The 15037-nt window shown below is 50.3% G+C and carries 10 protein-coding genes, 14 tRNA genes and 4 rRNA genes; 26 read left to right on the top strand and 2 right to left on the bottom strand.

The genetic code is table 11. The annotated features are described in order from the left end of the window. Positions 1-48 precede the first annotated feature (48 nt). The 18 genes from PRIO_RS29900 (at position 49) to PRIO_RS29815 (ending at position 6712) form a co-directional block, all read left to right on the top strand. Positions 49-1599: ribosomal RNA gene (locus PRIO_RS29900) — 16S ribosomal RNA — on the top strand. 123 nt (positions 1600-1722) lie between these two features. Next, positions 1723-1839, top strand: a 5S ribosomal RNA gene (gene rrf / locus PRIO_RS29895). A 47-nt stretch (positions 1840-1886) separates the two neighbouring features. Continuing rightward, positions 1887-1963 (top strand) — tRNA-Ile (locus tag PRIO_RS29890). Positions 1964-2048: 85 nt separating this feature from the next. After that, positions 2049-2124: transfer RNA gene (locus PRIO_RS29885), tRNA-Ala, on the top strand. Positions 2125-2370: 246 nt separating this feature from the next. Then, positions 2371-5298, top strand: a 23S ribosomal RNA gene (locus PRIO_RS29880). 79 nt (positions 5299-5377) lie between these two features. After that, positions 5378-5494, top strand: a 5S ribosomal RNA gene (gene rrf / locus PRIO_RS29875). Together the 16S, 23S and 5S rRNA genes with 14 tRNA genes alongside form the textbook arrangement of a ribosomal RNA operon. A 6-nt stretch (positions 5495-5500) precedes the next feature. Further along, positions 5501-5576: transfer RNA gene (locus tag PRIO_RS29870), tRNA-Asn, on the top strand. Between the two features lies 1 nt (position 5577). Beyond that, positions 5578-5653, top strand: a tRNA-Thr gene (locus PRIO_RS29865). An 11-nt stretch (positions 5654-5664) separates the two neighbouring features. Next, positions 5665-5739, top strand: a tRNA-Glu gene (locus tag PRIO_RS29860). 146 nt (positions 5740-5885) lie between these two features. After that, positions 5886-5961 (top strand) — tRNA-Val (locus tag PRIO_RS29855). 52 nt (positions 5962-6013) lie between these two features. After that, positions 6014-6087 (top strand) — tRNA-Gln (locus tag PRIO_RS29850). 5 nt (positions 6088-6092) lie between these two features. Then, a tRNA-Lys gene (locus PRIO_RS29845) sits at positions 6093-6165 on the top strand. A 16-nt stretch (positions 6166-6181) separates the two neighbouring features. Beyond that, a tRNA-Leu gene (locus PRIO_RS29840) sits at positions 6182-6265 on the top strand. A 7-nt stretch (positions 6266-6272) separates the two neighbouring features. Next, positions 6273-6347, top strand: a tRNA-Gly gene (locus PRIO_RS29835). 13 nt (positions 6348-6360) lie between these two features. Then, positions 6361-6437, top strand: a tRNA-Arg gene (locus PRIO_RS29830). Between the two features lie 26 nt (positions 6438-6463). Beyond that, positions 6464-6537, top strand: a tRNA-Pro gene (locus PRIO_RS29825). Positions 6538-6549: 12 nt separating this feature from the next. Further along, positions 6550-6623, top strand: a tRNA-Gly gene (locus PRIO_RS29820). A 15-nt stretch (positions 6624-6638) separates the two neighbouring features. Continuing rightward, positions 6639-6712: transfer RNA gene (locus PRIO_RS29815), tRNA-Pro, on the top strand. A 343-nt stretch (positions 6713-7055) separates the two neighbouring features. Here PRIO_RS29815 and PRIO_RS29810 read toward each other — a convergent pair. Both PRIO_RS29810 and PRIO_RS29805 read right to left on the bottom strand, forming a co-directional pair. Next, entirely contained in the window at positions 7056-7469 is a 414-nt protein-coding gene (locus PRIO_RS29810; RefSeq protein WP_020426170.1) for an ImmA/IrrE family metallo-endopeptidase, read from the bottom strand. A 37-nt stretch (positions 7470-7506) separates the two neighbouring features. Further along, positions 7507-7956 (bottom strand): helix-turn-helix domain-containing protein, encoded by a 450-nt coding sequence (locus PRIO_RS29805; RefSeq protein WP_020426171.1) that lies wholly within the window; start codon positions 7954-7956, stop codon positions 7507-7509. Positions 7957-8266: 310 nt separating this feature from the next. On the opposite strand from PRIO_RS29805, the gene PRIO_RS29800 reads away from it, so the two are divergent. From PRIO_RS29800 to PRIO_RS29770, 8 genes are all read left to right on the top strand, one after another. Then, a complete protein-coding gene (locus PRIO_RS29800; protein WP_039785527.1) occupies positions 8267-8782 on the top strand; it encodes an ArpU family phage packaging/lysis transcriptional regulator in 516 nt (171 codons plus the stop codon). Between the two features lie 486 nt (positions 8783-9268). Then, a complete protein-coding gene (locus PRIO_RS29795) occupies positions 9269-9682 on the top strand; it encodes a phage tail terminator family protein (RefSeq protein WP_141639041.1) in 414 nt (137 codons plus the stop codon). Continuing rightward, a complete protein-coding gene (locus tag PRIO_RS36315; protein ID WP_020426175.1) occupies positions 9679-9855 on the top strand; it encodes a hypothetical protein in 177 nt (58 codons plus the stop codon). The genes PRIO_RS29795 and PRIO_RS36315 overlap by 4 nt, the downstream gene beginning before the upstream one ends. Next, on the top strand, positions 9855-11177 hold the full coding sequence (locus PRIO_RS29790) for a phage tail sheath family protein (RefSeq protein WP_020426176.1): 1323 nt from the start codon (positions 9855-9857) through the stop codon (positions 11175-11177). The genes PRIO_RS36315 and PRIO_RS29790 overlap by 1 nt, the downstream gene beginning before the upstream one ends. A gap of 1 nt (position 11178) precedes the next feature. Next, complete coding sequence (locus PRIO_RS29785; RefSeq protein ID WP_020426177.1) at positions 11179-11643, top strand: phage tail tube protein; 465 nt, start codon at positions 11179-11181, stop codon at positions 11641-11643. Positions 11644-11751: 108 nt separating this feature from the next. Beyond that, entirely contained in the window at positions 11752-12174 is a 423-nt protein-coding gene (locus PRIO_RS29780; RefSeq protein WP_020426178.1) for a phage tail assembly chaperone, read from the top strand. A gap of 199 nt (positions 12175-12373) precedes the next feature. Continuing rightward, complete coding sequence (locus PRIO_RS29775; protein WP_020426179.1) at positions 12374-14323, top strand: phage tail tape measure protein; 1950 nt, start codon at positions 12374-12376, stop codon at positions 14321-14323. Position 14324: 1 nt separating this feature from the next. Beyond that, positions 14325-15026: a LysM peptidoglycan-binding domain-containing protein gene (locus PRIO_RS29770; RefSeq protein WP_020426180.1), complete on the top strand. Its 702-nt coding sequence runs from the start codon at positions 14325-14327 to the stop codon at positions 15024-15026. Positions 15027-15037 lie beyond the last annotated feature (11 nt).

Here is a 15037-nt window from a genome sequence, read left to right as displayed (position 1 = left end):
CAAATTCTCGTCAGATGTTTCAAAATGAGCTATCGCTCTTTTCAATACCAATTGGAGAGTTTGATCCTGGCTCAGGACGAACGCTGGCGGCGTGCCTAATACATGCAAGTCGAGCGGAGTTTATCCTTCGGGGTAAGCTTAGCGGCGGACGGGTGAGTAACACGTAGGCAACCTACCCTCTAGACTGGGATAACTACCGGAAACGGTAGCTAATACCGGATAATTCCTTGACCCTCCTGGGTTTGGGATGAAAGGCGGAGCAATCTGCTACTAAAGGATGGGCCTGCGGCGCATTAGCTAGTTGGTGGGGTAACGGCCTACCAAGGCGACGATGCGTAGCCGACCTGAGAGGGTGAACGGCCACACTGGGACTGAGACACGGCCCAGACTCCTACGGGAGGCAGCAGTAGGGAATCTTCCGCAATGGGCGAAAGCCTGACGGAGCAACGCCGCGTGAGTGATGAAGGTTTTCGGATCGTAAAGCTCTGTTGCCAGGGAAGAACGTCCGGTAGAGTAACTGCTACCGGAGTGACGGTACCTGAGAAGAAAGCCCCGGCTAACTACGTGCCAGCAGCCGCGGTAATACGTAGGGGGCAAGCGTTGTCCGGAATTATTGGGCGTAAAGCGCGCGCAGGCGGCTGCTTAAGTCTGGTGTTTAAACCTTGGGCTCAACCTGGGGTCGCACTGGAAACTGGGCAGCTTGAGTACAGAAGAGGAAAGTGGAATTCCACGTGTAGCGGTGAAATGCGTAGAGATGTGGAGGAACACCAGTGGCGAAGGCGACTTTCTGGGCTGTAACTGACGCTGAGGCGCGAAAGCGTGGGGAGCAAACAGGATTAGATACCCTGGTAGTCCACGCCGTAAACGATGAGTGCTAGGTGTTAGGGGTTTCGATACCCTTGGTGCCGAAGTTAACACAGTAAGCACTCCGCCTGGGGAGTACGGTCGCAAGACTGAAACTCAAAGGAATTGACGGGGACCCGCACAAGCAGTGGAGTATGTGGTTTAATTCGAAGCAACGCGAAGAACCTTACCAGGTCTTGACATCCAACTAACGAAGCAGAGATGCATTAGGTGCCCTTCGGGGAAAGTTGAGACAGGTGGTGCATGGTTGTCGTCAGCTCGTGTCGTGAGATGTTGGGTTAAGTCCCGCAACGAGCGCAACCCTTGACTTTAGTTGCCAGCAGGTAAGGCTGGGCACTCTAGAGTGACTGCCGGTGACAAACCGGAGGAAGGTGGGGATGACGTCAAATCATCATGCCCCTTATGACCTGGGCTACACACGTACTACAATGGCCGGTACAACGGGAAGCGAAGCCGCGAGGTGGAGCCAATCCCAGCAAAGCCGGTCTCAGTTCGGATTGCAGGCTGCAACTCGCCTGCATGAAGTCGGAATTGCTAGTAATCGCGGATCAGCATGCCGCGGTGAATACGTTCCCGGGTCTTGTACACACCGCCCGTCACACCACGAGAGTTTACAACACCCGAAGTCGGTGGGGTAACCCGCAAGGGGGCCAGCCGCCGAAGGTGGGGTAGATGATTGGGGTGAAGTCGTAACAAGGTAGCCGTATCGGAAGGTGCGGCTGGATCACCTCCTTTCTATGGAGAATTGTTCTCTGCAATGAGAACATTCAAATCGGAAGTGTAAGCTTCCATTAGAACCCTCGGGTTCGAACACTCACTCGTGTTCAGTTTTGAAAGAGCAAGTCTCTTTCGTATACGTTTGGTGGCGATAGCGGAGGGGTTCCACACGTACCCATCCCGAACACGACCGTTAAGCCCTCCAGCGCCGATGGTACTTGGACCGAAGGGTCCTGGGAGAGTAGGACGCCGCCAAGCGGACAATCAATCCTTTGATTGATTTCCTTATGTTATATATGTTATATGGGCTTTTAGCTCAGTTGGTTAGAGCGCACCTCTGATAAGGGTGAGGTCGGTGGTTCGAGTCCACCAAGGCCCACCATATAACAACATAAGTAAGTAGGGGTCCCCGAAAAGTACTCGGAATCAACCTCGAAGCTGCACCTCACTTTTTGGGGTGAATGTATGGGGCCATAGCTCAGCTGGGAGAGCGCCTGCCTTGCAAGCAGGAGGTCAGCGGTTCGATCCCGCTTGGCTCCACCAAACTTGTTTCAAAAAGTATATGCAAGAACTTGATCCTTGAAAACTGGATACCGAAACGAAAATGCGTTTTAGAACATCTTTTAGCTAAAACTTGTGTGAACAAGTTTTAAATAGTTATTAGTATGCTGAAAGCGAAGATTTTCGATTGTCCAGCGACTTTTGGGCGGAGATCCCTTTGTGAATGATGTAAATCATGAACAGGATCGGAGTCCAAGCGGAGCGAACAAGCGAAACGATCTACGCGATGGTTAAGCTAATAAGAGCACACGGAGGATGCCTAGGCGCCAGGAGCCGACGAAGGACGTGGCGAACAACGAAACTGCCTCGGGGAGCTGTAAGCAAGCTTTGATCCGGGGGTGTCCGAATGGGGAAACCCGGCTGTGGTAATTCGCAGTCACTCACATCTGAATCCATAGGGTGTGAAGAGGCAGACCAGGGGAACTGAAACATCTAAGTACCCTGAGGAAGAGAAAACAATAGTGATTCCGTCAGTAGCGGCGAGCGAACGCGGAACAGCCTAAACCAAGGAGCTTGCTCCTTGGGGTTGTGGGACGTCTCACATGGAGTTACAAAGGAAAGTTATAGGCGAAGAGGTCTGGAAAGGCCCGCGATAGAGGTAAAAGCCCTGTAGCTCAAATAGCTTTCTCTCCGAGACGGATCCCGAGTAGTGCGGGGCACGTGAAACCCCGTATGAATCCGGCAGGACCATCTGCTAAGGCTAAATACTACCTGGCGACCGATAGTGAAACAGTACCGTGAGGGAAAGGTGAAAAGCACCCCGGAAGGGGAGTGAAAGAGAACCTGAAACCGTGTGCTTACAAAAAGTCAGAGCCCATTTTAGGGGTGATGGCGTGCCTTTTGTAGAATGAACCGGCGAGTTACGTTTAACATGCAAGGTTAAGGTGAGAAGCCGGAGCCGCAGCGAAAGCGAGTCTGAATAGGGCGATTGAGTATGTGGACGTAGACCCGAAACCGTGTGATCTACCCCTGTCCAGGGTGAAGGTGCGGTAACACGCACTGGAGGCCCGAACCCACGTACGTTGAAAAGTGCGGGGATGAGGTGGGGGTAGCGGAGAAATTCCAATCGAACTCGGAGATAGCTGGTTCTCCCCGAAATAGCTTTAGGGCTAGCCTCGGTGAATGGAGTCGTGGAGGTAGAGCACTGATTGGGTGCGGGGCCCGCAAGGGTTACCAAGCTCAGTCAAACTCCGAATGCCATGGACTTCTTGCCGGGAGTCAGACAGTGAGTGCTAAGATCCATTGTCAAAAGGGAAACAGCCCAGACCATCAGCTAAGGTCCCCAAGTGTGTGTTAAGTGGGAAAGGATGTGGAGTTGCACAGACAACCAGGATGTTGGCTTAGAAGCAGCCACCATTGAAAGAGTGCGTAATAGCTCACTGGTCGAGTGACTCTGCGCCGAAAATGTAACGGGGCTAAACACACCACCGAAGCTATGGCTTGATGCTTTGCATCAGGGGTAGGGGAGCGTTGTGTAAGGGTTGAAGGTTGACCGGAAGGACAGCTGGACATTACACAAGTGAGAATGCCGGTATGAGTAACGAAAAGATCAGTGAGAATCTGATCCGCCGAAAGCCCAAGGTTTCCTGAGGAAGGCTCGTCCGCTCAGGGTAAGTCGGGACCTAAGGCGAGGCCGACAGGCGTAGTCGAAGGACAACAGTTTGAAATTACTGTACCACCGTAATCCGCTATGAGCGATGGGGTGACGCAGGAGGGTAGTGACGCGGACTGATGGATGTCCGTCCAAGCAGTGAGGCTGGTGTGTAGGCAAATCCGCACACCGTAAGGCTGGGCTGTGATGGGGAGCGAAAATTACAGTAGCGAAGGTCATGATCTCACACTGCCAAGAAAAGCCTCTAGCCAGGAGAAGGTGCCCGTACCGCAAACCGACACAGGTAGGCGAGAAGAGAATTCTAAGGCGCGCGGAAGAACTCTCGTTAAGGAACTCGGCAAAATGACCCCGTAACTTCGGGAGAAGGGGTGCCTCGGTAGGGTGAATAGCCCGAGGGGGCCGCAGTGAAAAGGCCCAAGCGACTGTTTAGCAAAAACACAGGTCTGTGCGAAGCCGCAAGGCGAAGTATACGGGCTGACGCCTGCCCGGTGCTGGAAGGTTAAGGGGAGCGGTTAGGAGGCAACTCCGAAGCTGTGAACCGAAGCCCCAGTAAACGGCGGCCGTAACTATAACGGTCCTAAGGTAGCGAAATTCCTTGTCAGGTAAATTCTGACCCGCACGAATGGCGTAACGACTTGGGCGCTGTCTCAACGAGAGATCCGGTGAAATTTTAATACCTGTGAAGATGCAGGTTACCCGCGACAAGACGGAAAGACCCCATGGAGCTTTACTGCAGCTTGATATTGAATTTGGGTACGATCTGTACAGGATAGGTGGGAGCCGTAGAAGCCGGAGCGCAAGCTTCGGTGGAGGCGCCGTTGGGATACCACCCTGATCGTATCTAGGTTCTAACCTGGTACCCTAAGCGGGTACGGGGACCGTGTCAGGCGGGCAGTTTGACTGGGGCGGTCGCCTCCTAAAGAGTAACGGAGGCGTTCAAAGGTTCCCTCAGAATGGTTGGAAATCATTCGAAGAGTGCAAAGGCAGAAGGGAGCTTGACTGCGAGACCCACAAGTCGAGCAGGGACGAAAGTCGGACTTAGTGATCCGGTGGTACCGCATGGAAGGGCCATCGCTCAACGGATAAAAGCTACCCTGGGGATAACAGGCTTATCTCCCCCAAGAGTCCACATCGACGGGGAGGTTTGGCACCTCGATGTCGGCTCATCGCATCCTGGGGCTGAAGTAGGTCCCAAGGGTTGGGCTGTTCGCCCATTAAAGCGGTACGCGAGCTGGGTTCAGAACGTCGTGAGACAGTTCGGTCCCTATCTGTCGTGGGCGCAGGAAATTTGAGAGGAGCTGTCCTTAGTACGAGAGGACCGGGATGGACGTACCGCTGGTGCACCAGTTGTTCCGCCAGGAGCATGGCTGGGTAGCTACGTACGGACGGGATAAGCGCTGAAAGCATCTAAGCGTGAAGCCCCCCTCAAGATGAGATTTCCCAGCATGTAAGACCCCTTGAAGACGACGAGGTAGATAGGTTGGAGGTGGAAGCACGGCAACGTGTGGAGCTGACCAATACTAATCGGTCGAGGGCTTATCCAAATAACTAAAATGCAGTTTTCGTTTCGGATTCAGTTTTCAGGCGATCAAATTCCTGAAGCATTTGCACCGCAAGTGCCCGTTTGGTGGCGATAGCGGAGGGGTTCCACGCGTACCCATCCCGAACACGACCGTTAAGCCCTCCAGCGCCGATGGTACTTGGACCGAAGGGTCCTGGGAGAGTAGGACGCCGCCAAGCATATATTCCCTGATAGCTCAGTTGGTAGAGCACTCGACTGTTAATCGAGTTGTCACAGGTTCGAGTCCTGTTCGGGGAGCCATGCTCTCATAGCTCAGTAGGTAGAGTGCTTCCATGGTAAGGAAGAGGTCACCGGTTCGAATCCGGTTGAGAGCTCCACAAATTTTTGCGGCCCGTTGGTCAAGGGGTTAAGACACCTCCCTTTCACGGAGGTAACATGGGTTCGAATCCCATACGGGTCACCAATTTACATCTTCGAATTCTGGGATGAGAATCCATGGGGTTCGTTGAAGCACCGGCTTCGTAAGGAATACTTCGCAATCTCGTAACGGAGTGGAGAGTATCCCATACAGGTCACCAATTATTTTCCCTTGAGGACAACCATACATATGGAGGCTTAGCTCAGCTGGGAGAGCATCTGCCTTACAAGCAGAGGGTCGGGGGTTCGAACCCCTCAGCCTCCACCATAATCGTTCTCATATTGAAAGTGATTGTGGGCATACTATAGGTATCCATCATAGGGGATTAGCCAAGCGGTAAGGCAACGGACTCTGACTCCGTCATCATAGGTTCGAATCCTATATCCCCTGCCAAATGGGAGCCATTAGCTCAGTTGGTAGAGCACCTGACTTTTAATCAGGGTGTCGAAGGTTCGAGTCCTTCATGGCTCACTTTTATCAGTATCATGCGCGTGTGGCGGAATGGCAGACGCACCAGACTTAGGATCTGGCGTCTTACGACGTGGGGGTTCAAGTCCCTTCACGCGCACCATTTATTTGCGGACGTGGCTCAGCGGTAGAGCATCGCCTTGCCAAGGCGAGGGTCGCGGGTTCGATTCCCGTCGTCCGCTCCATAATTTTGATTTTGCGCCCTTAGCTCAGCTGGATAGAGCGTTTGACTACGAATCAAAAGGTCGGGAGTTCGAATCTCTCAGGGCGCGCCATTTTTTATTTATGAGGAATATATTAACGGGATGTAGCTCAGCTTGGTAGAGCACCTGGTTTGGGACCAGGGGGTCGCATGTTCAAATCGTGTCATCCCGATTTTACACCTGTGCGGGTGTAGTTCAATGGTAGAACTTCAGCCTTCCAAGCTGATAGCGTGGGTTCGATTCCCATCACCCGCTCCATAATTTTATACGCTTCGGGATGTAGCTCAGCTTGGTAGAGCACCTGGTTTGGGACCAGGGGGTCGCATGTTCAAATCGTGTCATCCCGATAACTCAGCTTGTGAGCTGACAATGAACTCTTACTTTTGTAAGAGTTTTTTTGTATTGGGAAATTATGCTTTCCTTTTCTTGTGGGTTCGGAAATTATGTAATGCTAAACCATGAGGGTTCTTGGAAGCTTCAGATGATATAGACGATGTAGGAGGATTACGTGCTATCAGTGGAATGAAGCGGACTGAGCAGAGACCTTATTTTGCGAAAAAGCCTGCTTTCCTGGCCGATTTGGACTCAGGGGCCGTTATATTGTTCGTTTGAGCCCTAAAATAAGGGGAGATAGGACAAATAGCGGAATCTCAGTCTGATTGTCATGTGGAGTGGAGGAACATACGTTCTCTACTCATCTAAAAAAAAGATGACTTCCGGTGGGATGCCAATCCGCAGGTAATAGCGCAATAAAGGCTCCTCTTGTTCGGGTGAACTCCCCGATGACAAAAGCTTGATGGCAAATAAATTAGCTTGGCGTTCCAGCTTGCCAGGTGAAAAATAAGAATTTTCCTCCAGAAAGAACCGGTTGATTCCTTTATGCAGGCGGTCATGGCCGAGCTCATGCGCACAAACAAAACGCTGCCACTCCAAAGGAAGCTCATTATGAATCACGATAAATCTTCGTCTAAGCTTCCGGTAATACAAGCCTTTCGTACTCTGTCCAAGGTTCATGAACCGAATATGAATGCCCAGTGCTTTGGAGAGCTCGAAGGGGCTGTTCGTTTTATATTTTTTGATCAACTTATTGATGATCTCATCCATATTCTTCACCCGCGCATAATAATGTATGTGATGTTATTCAACTCTTGCCGCCGCTTGAATCGTGCTTGGGTATAGTTCTTTTGTTCATCTGCTTGGCATCCCAGAAAAGGCCGGTCAGCACATCTTTAATCCGCTGTTTGTCTTCTTTATTCAAGGGAATCCCGTCAAACATAAGCTCCCCGTCATCCTCCAGCATTTTGCGGAAATCCCGCTTATCCTTACTTGTGGCCCATTCGGGAACCTTATCCTCAGCACCGCTCTGCATATCCTCGGATAAATAGCCTGCATGTTCCATTAGCTCCTCATAGGGGACATCAGCAGCCTCTGCGATCTTGCGCAAGGTAGCTGGTTTCGGCACCCCTCTCCGTCCGTTTTCGATCCGGGAGATCTGCGCACCGCTGATGCCCGCAAGAGAGGCCAGTTGATTGATTGTCAGCCCTTTTTGTTCCCGAAGCTGTCTCAGATAATTGCCGAATTCTTCTGCCATCGTTGATCACTCCTTATCGCCTATTGCTCTATTAATAATAATATAAGCTATTATTGTCAATAGGTAAACATAAAGTGAACAATTATGCCAAAAGGTAATACAAGTCGTTTATCTAAGATAAATCGTGATAATAGCTAATTTCTCCTTCCAAACGGCCTTATATGGGATTTTACGGAATTGGTAATCAGGTGGTATATTATTGAAAAAGGCGAACAATATACGAACAAGAAGAATTTTACCACATCTCACAGGAAACTTCTGCAATAATCATCCGAAACCAGCCCAAATGCAAAGGAGTGTATATATGATGATGAATTTATCTTCTTTACCTGAACTGGACCGCCGCCGTACTCAAACCACTATAGAGAGCATGTTGGAGAAGTACCGTATTTTTAAGACGGTTACTTTTGAAGCGAAGGAAGCGGGGATAACGTATTCTTACTCCGAGAGATTTCACGGTCCGACCCATACCATTACTGACCAGACTGCGACCATCGCCGCTCATAACGTAGATGTTCCTGCCGCAAGAAGAGCCTACTGTGCTGCATTGGATTCTGTAGTGGACAGGCTGGACAAGCGGGAGCAGCAGCTCGTGCGGGAACGCTATATGCGTAGAGATGAGGTATATGATTACACCGTGTACAATCATGTGTTTGATCCGCCGGTCAGCAAGGATACCTATGTTAAAATACGGTCAAAGGCATTCTACAAGATGGCGCTTGCGCTGACGGACCTGGGGTTGTTATCGCTCGATTCACTAATGAAAAACGGATCATCCATGAAGCAAGAGGAGCTGAAGAGCAGGAGACTGCCCAGCGTATATTAAGGAAGCGGAGGGTAAAATAAATAGAACACTGAAGTTCAAAATAAAAAGCGAAGGCTGTATTGTCCGAGGGGATGATGCAGCTTTTTTGTTGGGGAGGTAGATACCCTTGGCCGCCACCGAAAGGGACTTAAGTTATCACCGCCTAAAAACCGCCCGGAATCCTCTCAATGTTCTCTCTAATCTCGTCCTAATACCGGCTCCATGCGGAAATAAAGGGGGTATGATGTTAGCATGGCAAATAAAGCAGAAGGACACCGCAGGAGCATGAATGCTCCGAGGATTCAGCCTCGTTAAAAAACGAATGATTGATTTTTTGCGGTGAAAGCTTCTTCTGGCACCTGCCACAATACAAAGCGGATATTACTCCTGCAGAGGGGGATATATCCGTTTTTAATTTAAGGGGGGATACAGGGCTAATTATTAATGGACTTAAAGGTAAATGGCATCGGGTGACCGTGCCAGCAGGGTCAGGAAAGGATGCTTAATATGTCTGTACAACAATTACGGAATCAGATCAACGCTGCTCTTGGCCGCTACTTTCCGGACTTACCGGTATATGTCAGCGGGGAAAAGCCGCGGGGTGCTTATTTTGAGCCTGGATTAATCTCGGCAACTCTGGACAGGCAGCGGGAAGGCAGATATCTGGCGGTCTATCGTTTTGGTATCCGTTATGAACAAGGCAGCCGCTTAAATGCGGAGAATATGGCTGATGGATTAAGTGAAGCTTTGGCTTCAATGGAGCGTGAAGGCGAGGCTTTTCGCGTAATCAGACAGGCTTGGGAGGCAGGCACAGAAGGGAAAGGGCCGTTGTTTACGGCTGATTTCATGATCTATCTGCAAACTGCAGCAGTGGAGAGGGTGCCTATGAGGCATATGACGGGAGGAGAAAGGCTGAAATGAATACAAATGAAGTTAGTGATACAGCCTTCAGCACAAAGCAGATTGTAAACTCGCTGCACTTTTCCCCGGGGGAAAAAGATGTGTTGAATGTTATTTTGCTGGAGGATCAGAGCTACACGCTGGAAGAAGCAAGAGAGCAACTGAAGAGCTTTTTAAATAAGGAGGTTATCTAATGGCTGGTGGAACATGGACAACGCAAAATAAGGTGCGCCCTGGGGTGTACGTGAATGTAGCATCAAATCAGAGTGCAATTGGAAAAATGGGGACACGCGGCATTACAGCGCTCGCGCTTTCTCTTTCGTGGGGAGCACCGGGAGTCATTACAAAGATTACGGCCCAGGAGGATTTTGAAAAGCTGCTTGGCTACGATTTGGGACATCCCACCCTGCTGCCGGTACGTGAAGCACTGAAGCGGGCCAGCACTGTGCTGCTATACCGATTGAATGAAGGCGTGAAAGCAACGGTAACGAATAATGGTCTGCAGGTTACGGCCAAGTACGGCGGCGAGCGCGGGAATGATATCTCTGTAATCATTGAAAAAAATATTGAAAATAATGTTTTGTTCGATGTAAAAACACTCTTGGCTGGAACAGAGCTGGACAAACAAACTGTCGGCGACGCCGATGAACTCGCAGCTAACGATTATGTTACGTTCCAGAAGAACGGGACTGAGGGCTTGACCCTGACGGCAGGTATACGTCTTGCGGGTGGAGCGGGCGGTACAGTAACGAACGCTGCGCATAGTGATTTCCTGGGTGCCCTTGAAGTTCAAGAGTTTCAGACCGTCGGGCTGCTGTCCAAGGACAATTCACTGAAGGCGCTGTATAGCGCTTTTGTGAAACGGCTCCGGGATATGGAAGGCAAAAAGGTACAGGCTGTAGTGTCTGATTATGCTGCTGCCGGCCATGAGGGCATTATTAGTGTGAAAAATGGGGTAGTACTCAGCGATGGGACTACAATTGATGGTGAGCATGCGGTTGCCTGGGTAGCCGGTGCCTCGGCTGCTGCTGCCGTAAACGAGTCTCTAACTTATCAAGCCTATGATGATGCCGTAGACGCCGATGTGCGCCTCAGCCATTCTGAGACAACAGATGCCCTGCTGAACGGTGAATTCCTCTTCACTTACAGCGGCGGCCGGGCTGTGGTAGAGCAGGATATCAACACTTTTACGGCATATGCTCCGGATAAAGGCAGAGCCTTCTCCAAAAACCGTGTACTCCGTGTGCTGGATGGAATTGCAAATGATCTGAAGTCTATCTTTGAAAAGTACTACATTGGCAAGGTTGCCAATAATGAAGATGGCCGGACAATGTTCTGGTCGCAATGTGCGACTTATATGAATGATCTGCAGAATATCGGGGCGATTGAAGATTTTAAGGCCCAGACGGATGTTGTGGTTGCTGCCGGTACGGACAGTGACAGCATCGTTGTGGATGTGGCTGTAAAACCGGTCGATTCCGTAGAAAAAGTATATATGAAAGTGAAGGTGGTCTAAGATGGCATTTTTGAAGGCTAGCGATACTCTTTCCGGCCAGGAAGGCCGGGCTTATGCTGTGATTGGCACACAAACAGAAGAGATGTTCTATGTAAAAACACTTGAAGCTACCGTAGAGAAAACAAAAGCGGAAGTGAAAACACTTGGACGCCGGGGGGTGCAGCATAAAGCGACCGGATGGTCGGGCAGCGGCACGATGACGATTTTTTATATGACCAGCCGTTTCCGTCAAATGATGCTTGACTACATGCATACAGGTGTGGATCAGTACTTCGATATCGAGGTTACCAATGATGATCCTTCATCGAGTGTCGGGGCACAGCGGATCATTCTGAAAGGTGTTAACCTGGACAGCGTGATTATGGCTTCACTGGATACGGAGTCGGATGCTCTGGAGGAAGAAGTCAGCTTTACCTTTGAGGATGTACAGATTGCCCAGGCCTTTGGCAGCCCTGCACTTCAGTAATAAGAGAAATACAGATCTGAGGAAGAACGGCCCGGACGCGGCAGGCGGCGGGTCTCTTCTCTGTCTGTACGGTAAAACTTAAACCCATAAACTTATAGGAGGATCATCATGAGTGAATTAAGTATGTTTTTTGCGCAAAATGTGGCTTGTGATACAACGGAGGAATTTGTGGTTTCCCAGCGCTTTAAGGATAAAGAGGGCCAACCCGTGGCCTGGAAGCTGCGCAGCATGACCGAGGATGAGAACCAGGAATGCCGCAAGGCGGCTACCCGCAAGGTTAAAGGGAAAAGTGGGGTGTATACCTCTGAGATTGATCCCAATGACTACATGGCCAAGTTGATGACTTCGAGCGTAGTGCACCCCGATCTGAAAAATGCGGAACTGCAGCGTTCCTATAATGTGCTTGGTGCAGAGGCCTTGCTGCGTAAAATGCTGCTGCCCGGCGAATTCGCTGCGCTTGGTGAACGGGTTCAGGCGCTCAACGGCTTCGCCACCGATATGAACGAATTGGTGGAAGAAGTAAAAAACTAATTAACGGAGGCGACGGTGAGGCCAACCTGGCCTACTACGCCCTCCATGAGCTGCATATTTTACCGCATGAACTGATGAAGCTGTCCGCACGCGAACGGGCTGCCATCTATGCGATGATCGCTGTCCGGGTGGAGAAGGAGAAGCGGGAGCAGTCGCGGAGCAAGGGGAAGAGGAGATAGGCGATGAAGGGGGTGGAAGAATGAGAATAGATGTTTCTAAAGCCGTGATGCTTCCGGTCAAGTCGCTTGCGATCTGGAAAGTGTTAAATAAACAGTCCCAGCGCATTGGTGTCAAGCTGGATCTTGCCAATCGTTCGATTAAGGGAATGCAAGCCGCACTTACACGCTCCAGCGATGAATTAAACCGCACTTTGGACAAAGTTAACCAATCTTTGCTGGATATTAATGATACGCTGCTGGAAGGCTTCAAGCGAATGCCGCCGCAGATTCTGGTCACCAGAGACATTGTTGTCGGACAAAGTCAGCAGGCCAGTCAGTCCCAGCAGCTTGGGGTGCGTATGCTGAATGCTTCTCCAACCGTACAGGCGGCTAAGAAGGAAGAAGAAAAGGCCAAAGAGGTGGAATGGTGGAAAGGGTTCGAAAAGAAAGAAAAAAAGGAGGAAAAGGAAGAAGAAAAGAAGCCTGAAATTAAAGTTGAACCCTTACCTACACCCAAGATCAATTTGAAAAAAGAGCCTCCGGTTCCACCGGTCCCTCCAACGCCGCCACAGCCAGATTCCAAGATACTGAATTTTTTGAAGACTGCGGACTGGGTTACCCCGTTCAACAAGATTAAGTCTTTCGGGGAGAAGGCAGTCAAGGCTGCTGTAAAACCAGGAGATATTGCAGACTGGAACAAGCTGAATGATAATGTGGATGCGGCAATGGGCAAAATCGGTGTAAAGGCGCTGGGGGCCCTGCGGCCTGTAATGGATACACTGAATCAAGCGCTCACCTCCGGCCAACTGGCCCCAACGATTGACGCATTGGCAAATGGCTTTTTGGTGATAGCCAATGTAATCGGGATGATTGTGGATGGATTATTATGGCTGGTTGGTGTAGTGCAGGAGAATTGGGCGATTATTGAGCCGATTCTTATCGCGATAGCGGTTGTCTATCTGGCGGCAATGATCGTTCAGGTATATTTGCTTGCTGCAGCCTGGCTGGCTGCGAACTGGCCGATTCTAATCGTGATTGCGGTAATCGCGGGTCTGATCTTAATTTTTCAGAACCTGGGGATATCGGCGGGGCAGGTTGTAGGGGCTATCGCGGGGGCGTTCAGCTGGTTGATGGCGGTTTTCCAAAATATTTGGATAGGCCTGCAAAATGGATTTTATGTGGTTTGGGATGGCATTGTTAATGGATTTAATACTGCTGTTCTTTTTGTGAAGCAATTGTTATATGGCTTAGGTATGGGTACGCTGGATGTCCTCTATAATATGGCGGTTGGTGTTGAGAGCTTTGCTGATGGTTTTGTGAAGGTTATGGTAGAGGCGATCCGTTGGGTGGTTGACAAGTTCAACGGCATGGCTGAAGCGTTAAGCAAAATTCCTTTCTTCGATAAGATGGGGATCGGCACGATCAAGCTTGACCTGGATGGGCTGAAGGTTCCCCATGCCGCCAGCGAGCTGGTGGATAAGTACCGTAAAGAATTCAAAACACTGGAGCCTCCTGAGGATATCACTAAGCAGGAAACGAAGCATAAAGAGTATGTGGATACGAAAGATGCTTTTAACTCCAGCTATACACAGGCTAAAGAATGGACAGACAACAAGGTCGAAAGTATTTCGAGTGCATTTTCTGATAAAGGGCGCGATGCCAAGAAATTAACAAAACCGCCAGCAAGCGGGCAACAGATTCAGAACACTGCCGGTCTTTTTGCCAATCAGGGCGGCAACCTGAACAATGTGAACAGGGTAAATGAGGTCGGCTCCATCAACGACACCGTAGACATCTCCAGTGAGGATCTTGAAATGATGCGCGAGCTGGCGGAGATTCAGGCCATTCAGAACTTTGTGGAGCTGACGCCTACAGTGCAGGTGACTACCGGGAACATCAACAATGCCGGTGACATCGATACGATCATCAACAAGATCGGGCAAAAGCTGAATGAGGAATTTGTCTCTACGGCCCAGGGGGTGTATACGTAACGTGGAAGAATACGGTTTTTTCTTGAGTTTTAATGAGCTGGAGGATCTCTTCCGGTTGCCTGTGAATCCGGAGACGCTGGAAATCAAAGAGTCGGGAGACAGCAAAAGCTATACCATAGTCGATCTGGGTGAAATCAATGCCATTGCCTACCCGAAGCTGACGGAGATCACGATTGAGAGTATCTTCCCGGCGCAGCATTATCCTTTTGTGCTGGTGCGCAGTGAGGGGCCTAACCGGCTGCTGCGGCCTTTTGAATATGTGGAGATGATCCAGAAATGGATGAAGAGCCGCAGGCCGATCCGGTTTGTGTTGTCCGGGGTGAACTTGAAGGGGGAGCAGGATCACTCAGCCGTACCGAATGATTTGGCCTTGAATATGGCCATGAGTATCGAGAGCTTTACTTGGAAGCTTAGCGCGGGCACCTCCGGTGACGTGGAGTATTCACTATCCCTCAAAAAGTACGTGTTCTACCAGGCCAGTCCTGTAAAGATCGTCAAGGGCCAAGTTAAGGCAGAGCCAAAGCGGGCGAGTGATAAAGCGGTCCCCAAAACGTACACGATGAAAGCGGGCGACAGTCTGTGGAGCATTGCCAAGAAGATTCTCGGTGATGGTCAGAAATATAAGGTGATACAGAAGCTTAACGGCATCAAGGACAGTGAGCTGAAAAAGCTCCCCATCGGCAAAGTCCTTAAGCTGCCGTAGGAGGGAAAGCG

The sequence above is a fragment of the Paenibacillus riograndensis SBR5 genome (genome assembly GCF_000981585.1).
Taxonomy (GTDB): domain Bacteria; phylum Bacillota; class Bacilli; order Paenibacillales; family Paenibacillaceae; genus Paenibacillus_AQ; species Paenibacillus_AQ riograndensis.
The sequence above is the reverse complement of the archived record's forward strand: the minus strand, read 5'-3'. Positions and strand labels throughout refer to the sequence as shown.

Coding starts and splice junctions, on each gene's coding strand:
- PRIO_RS29810 (WP_020426170.1), bottom strand. CDS start 7,469: ATGGATGAGATCATCAATAAGTTGATCAAAAAATATAAAACGAACAGC.
- PRIO_RS29805 (WP_020426171.1), bottom strand. CDS start 7,956: ATGGCAGAAGAATTCGGCAATTATCTGAGACAGCTTCGGGAACAAAAA.
- PRIO_RS29800 (WP_039785527.1), top strand. CDS start 8,267: ATGAATTTATCTTCTTTACCTGAACTGGACCGCCGCCGTACTCAAACC.
- PRIO_RS29795 (WP_141639041.1), top strand. CDS start 9,269: ATGTCTGTACAACAATTACGGAATCAGATCAACGCTGCTCTTGGCCGC.
- PRIO_RS36315 (WP_020426175.1), top strand. CDS start 9,679: ATGAATACAAATGAAGTTAGTGATACAGCCTTCAGCACAAAGCAGATT.
- PRIO_RS29790 (WP_020426176.1), top strand. CDS start 9,855: ATGGCTGGTGGAACATGGACAACGCAAAATAAGGTGCGCCCTGGGGTG.
- PRIO_RS29785 (WP_020426177.1), top strand. CDS start 11,179: ATGGCATTTTTGAAGGCTAGCGATACTCTTTCCGGCCAGGAAGGCCGG.
- PRIO_RS29780 (WP_020426178.1), top strand. CDS start 11,752: ATGAGTGAATTAAGTATGTTTTTTGCGCAAAATGTGGCTTGTGATACA.
- PRIO_RS29775 (WP_020426179.1), top strand. CDS start 12,374: ATGAGAATAGATGTTTCTAAAGCCGTGATGCTTCCGGTCAAGTCGCTT.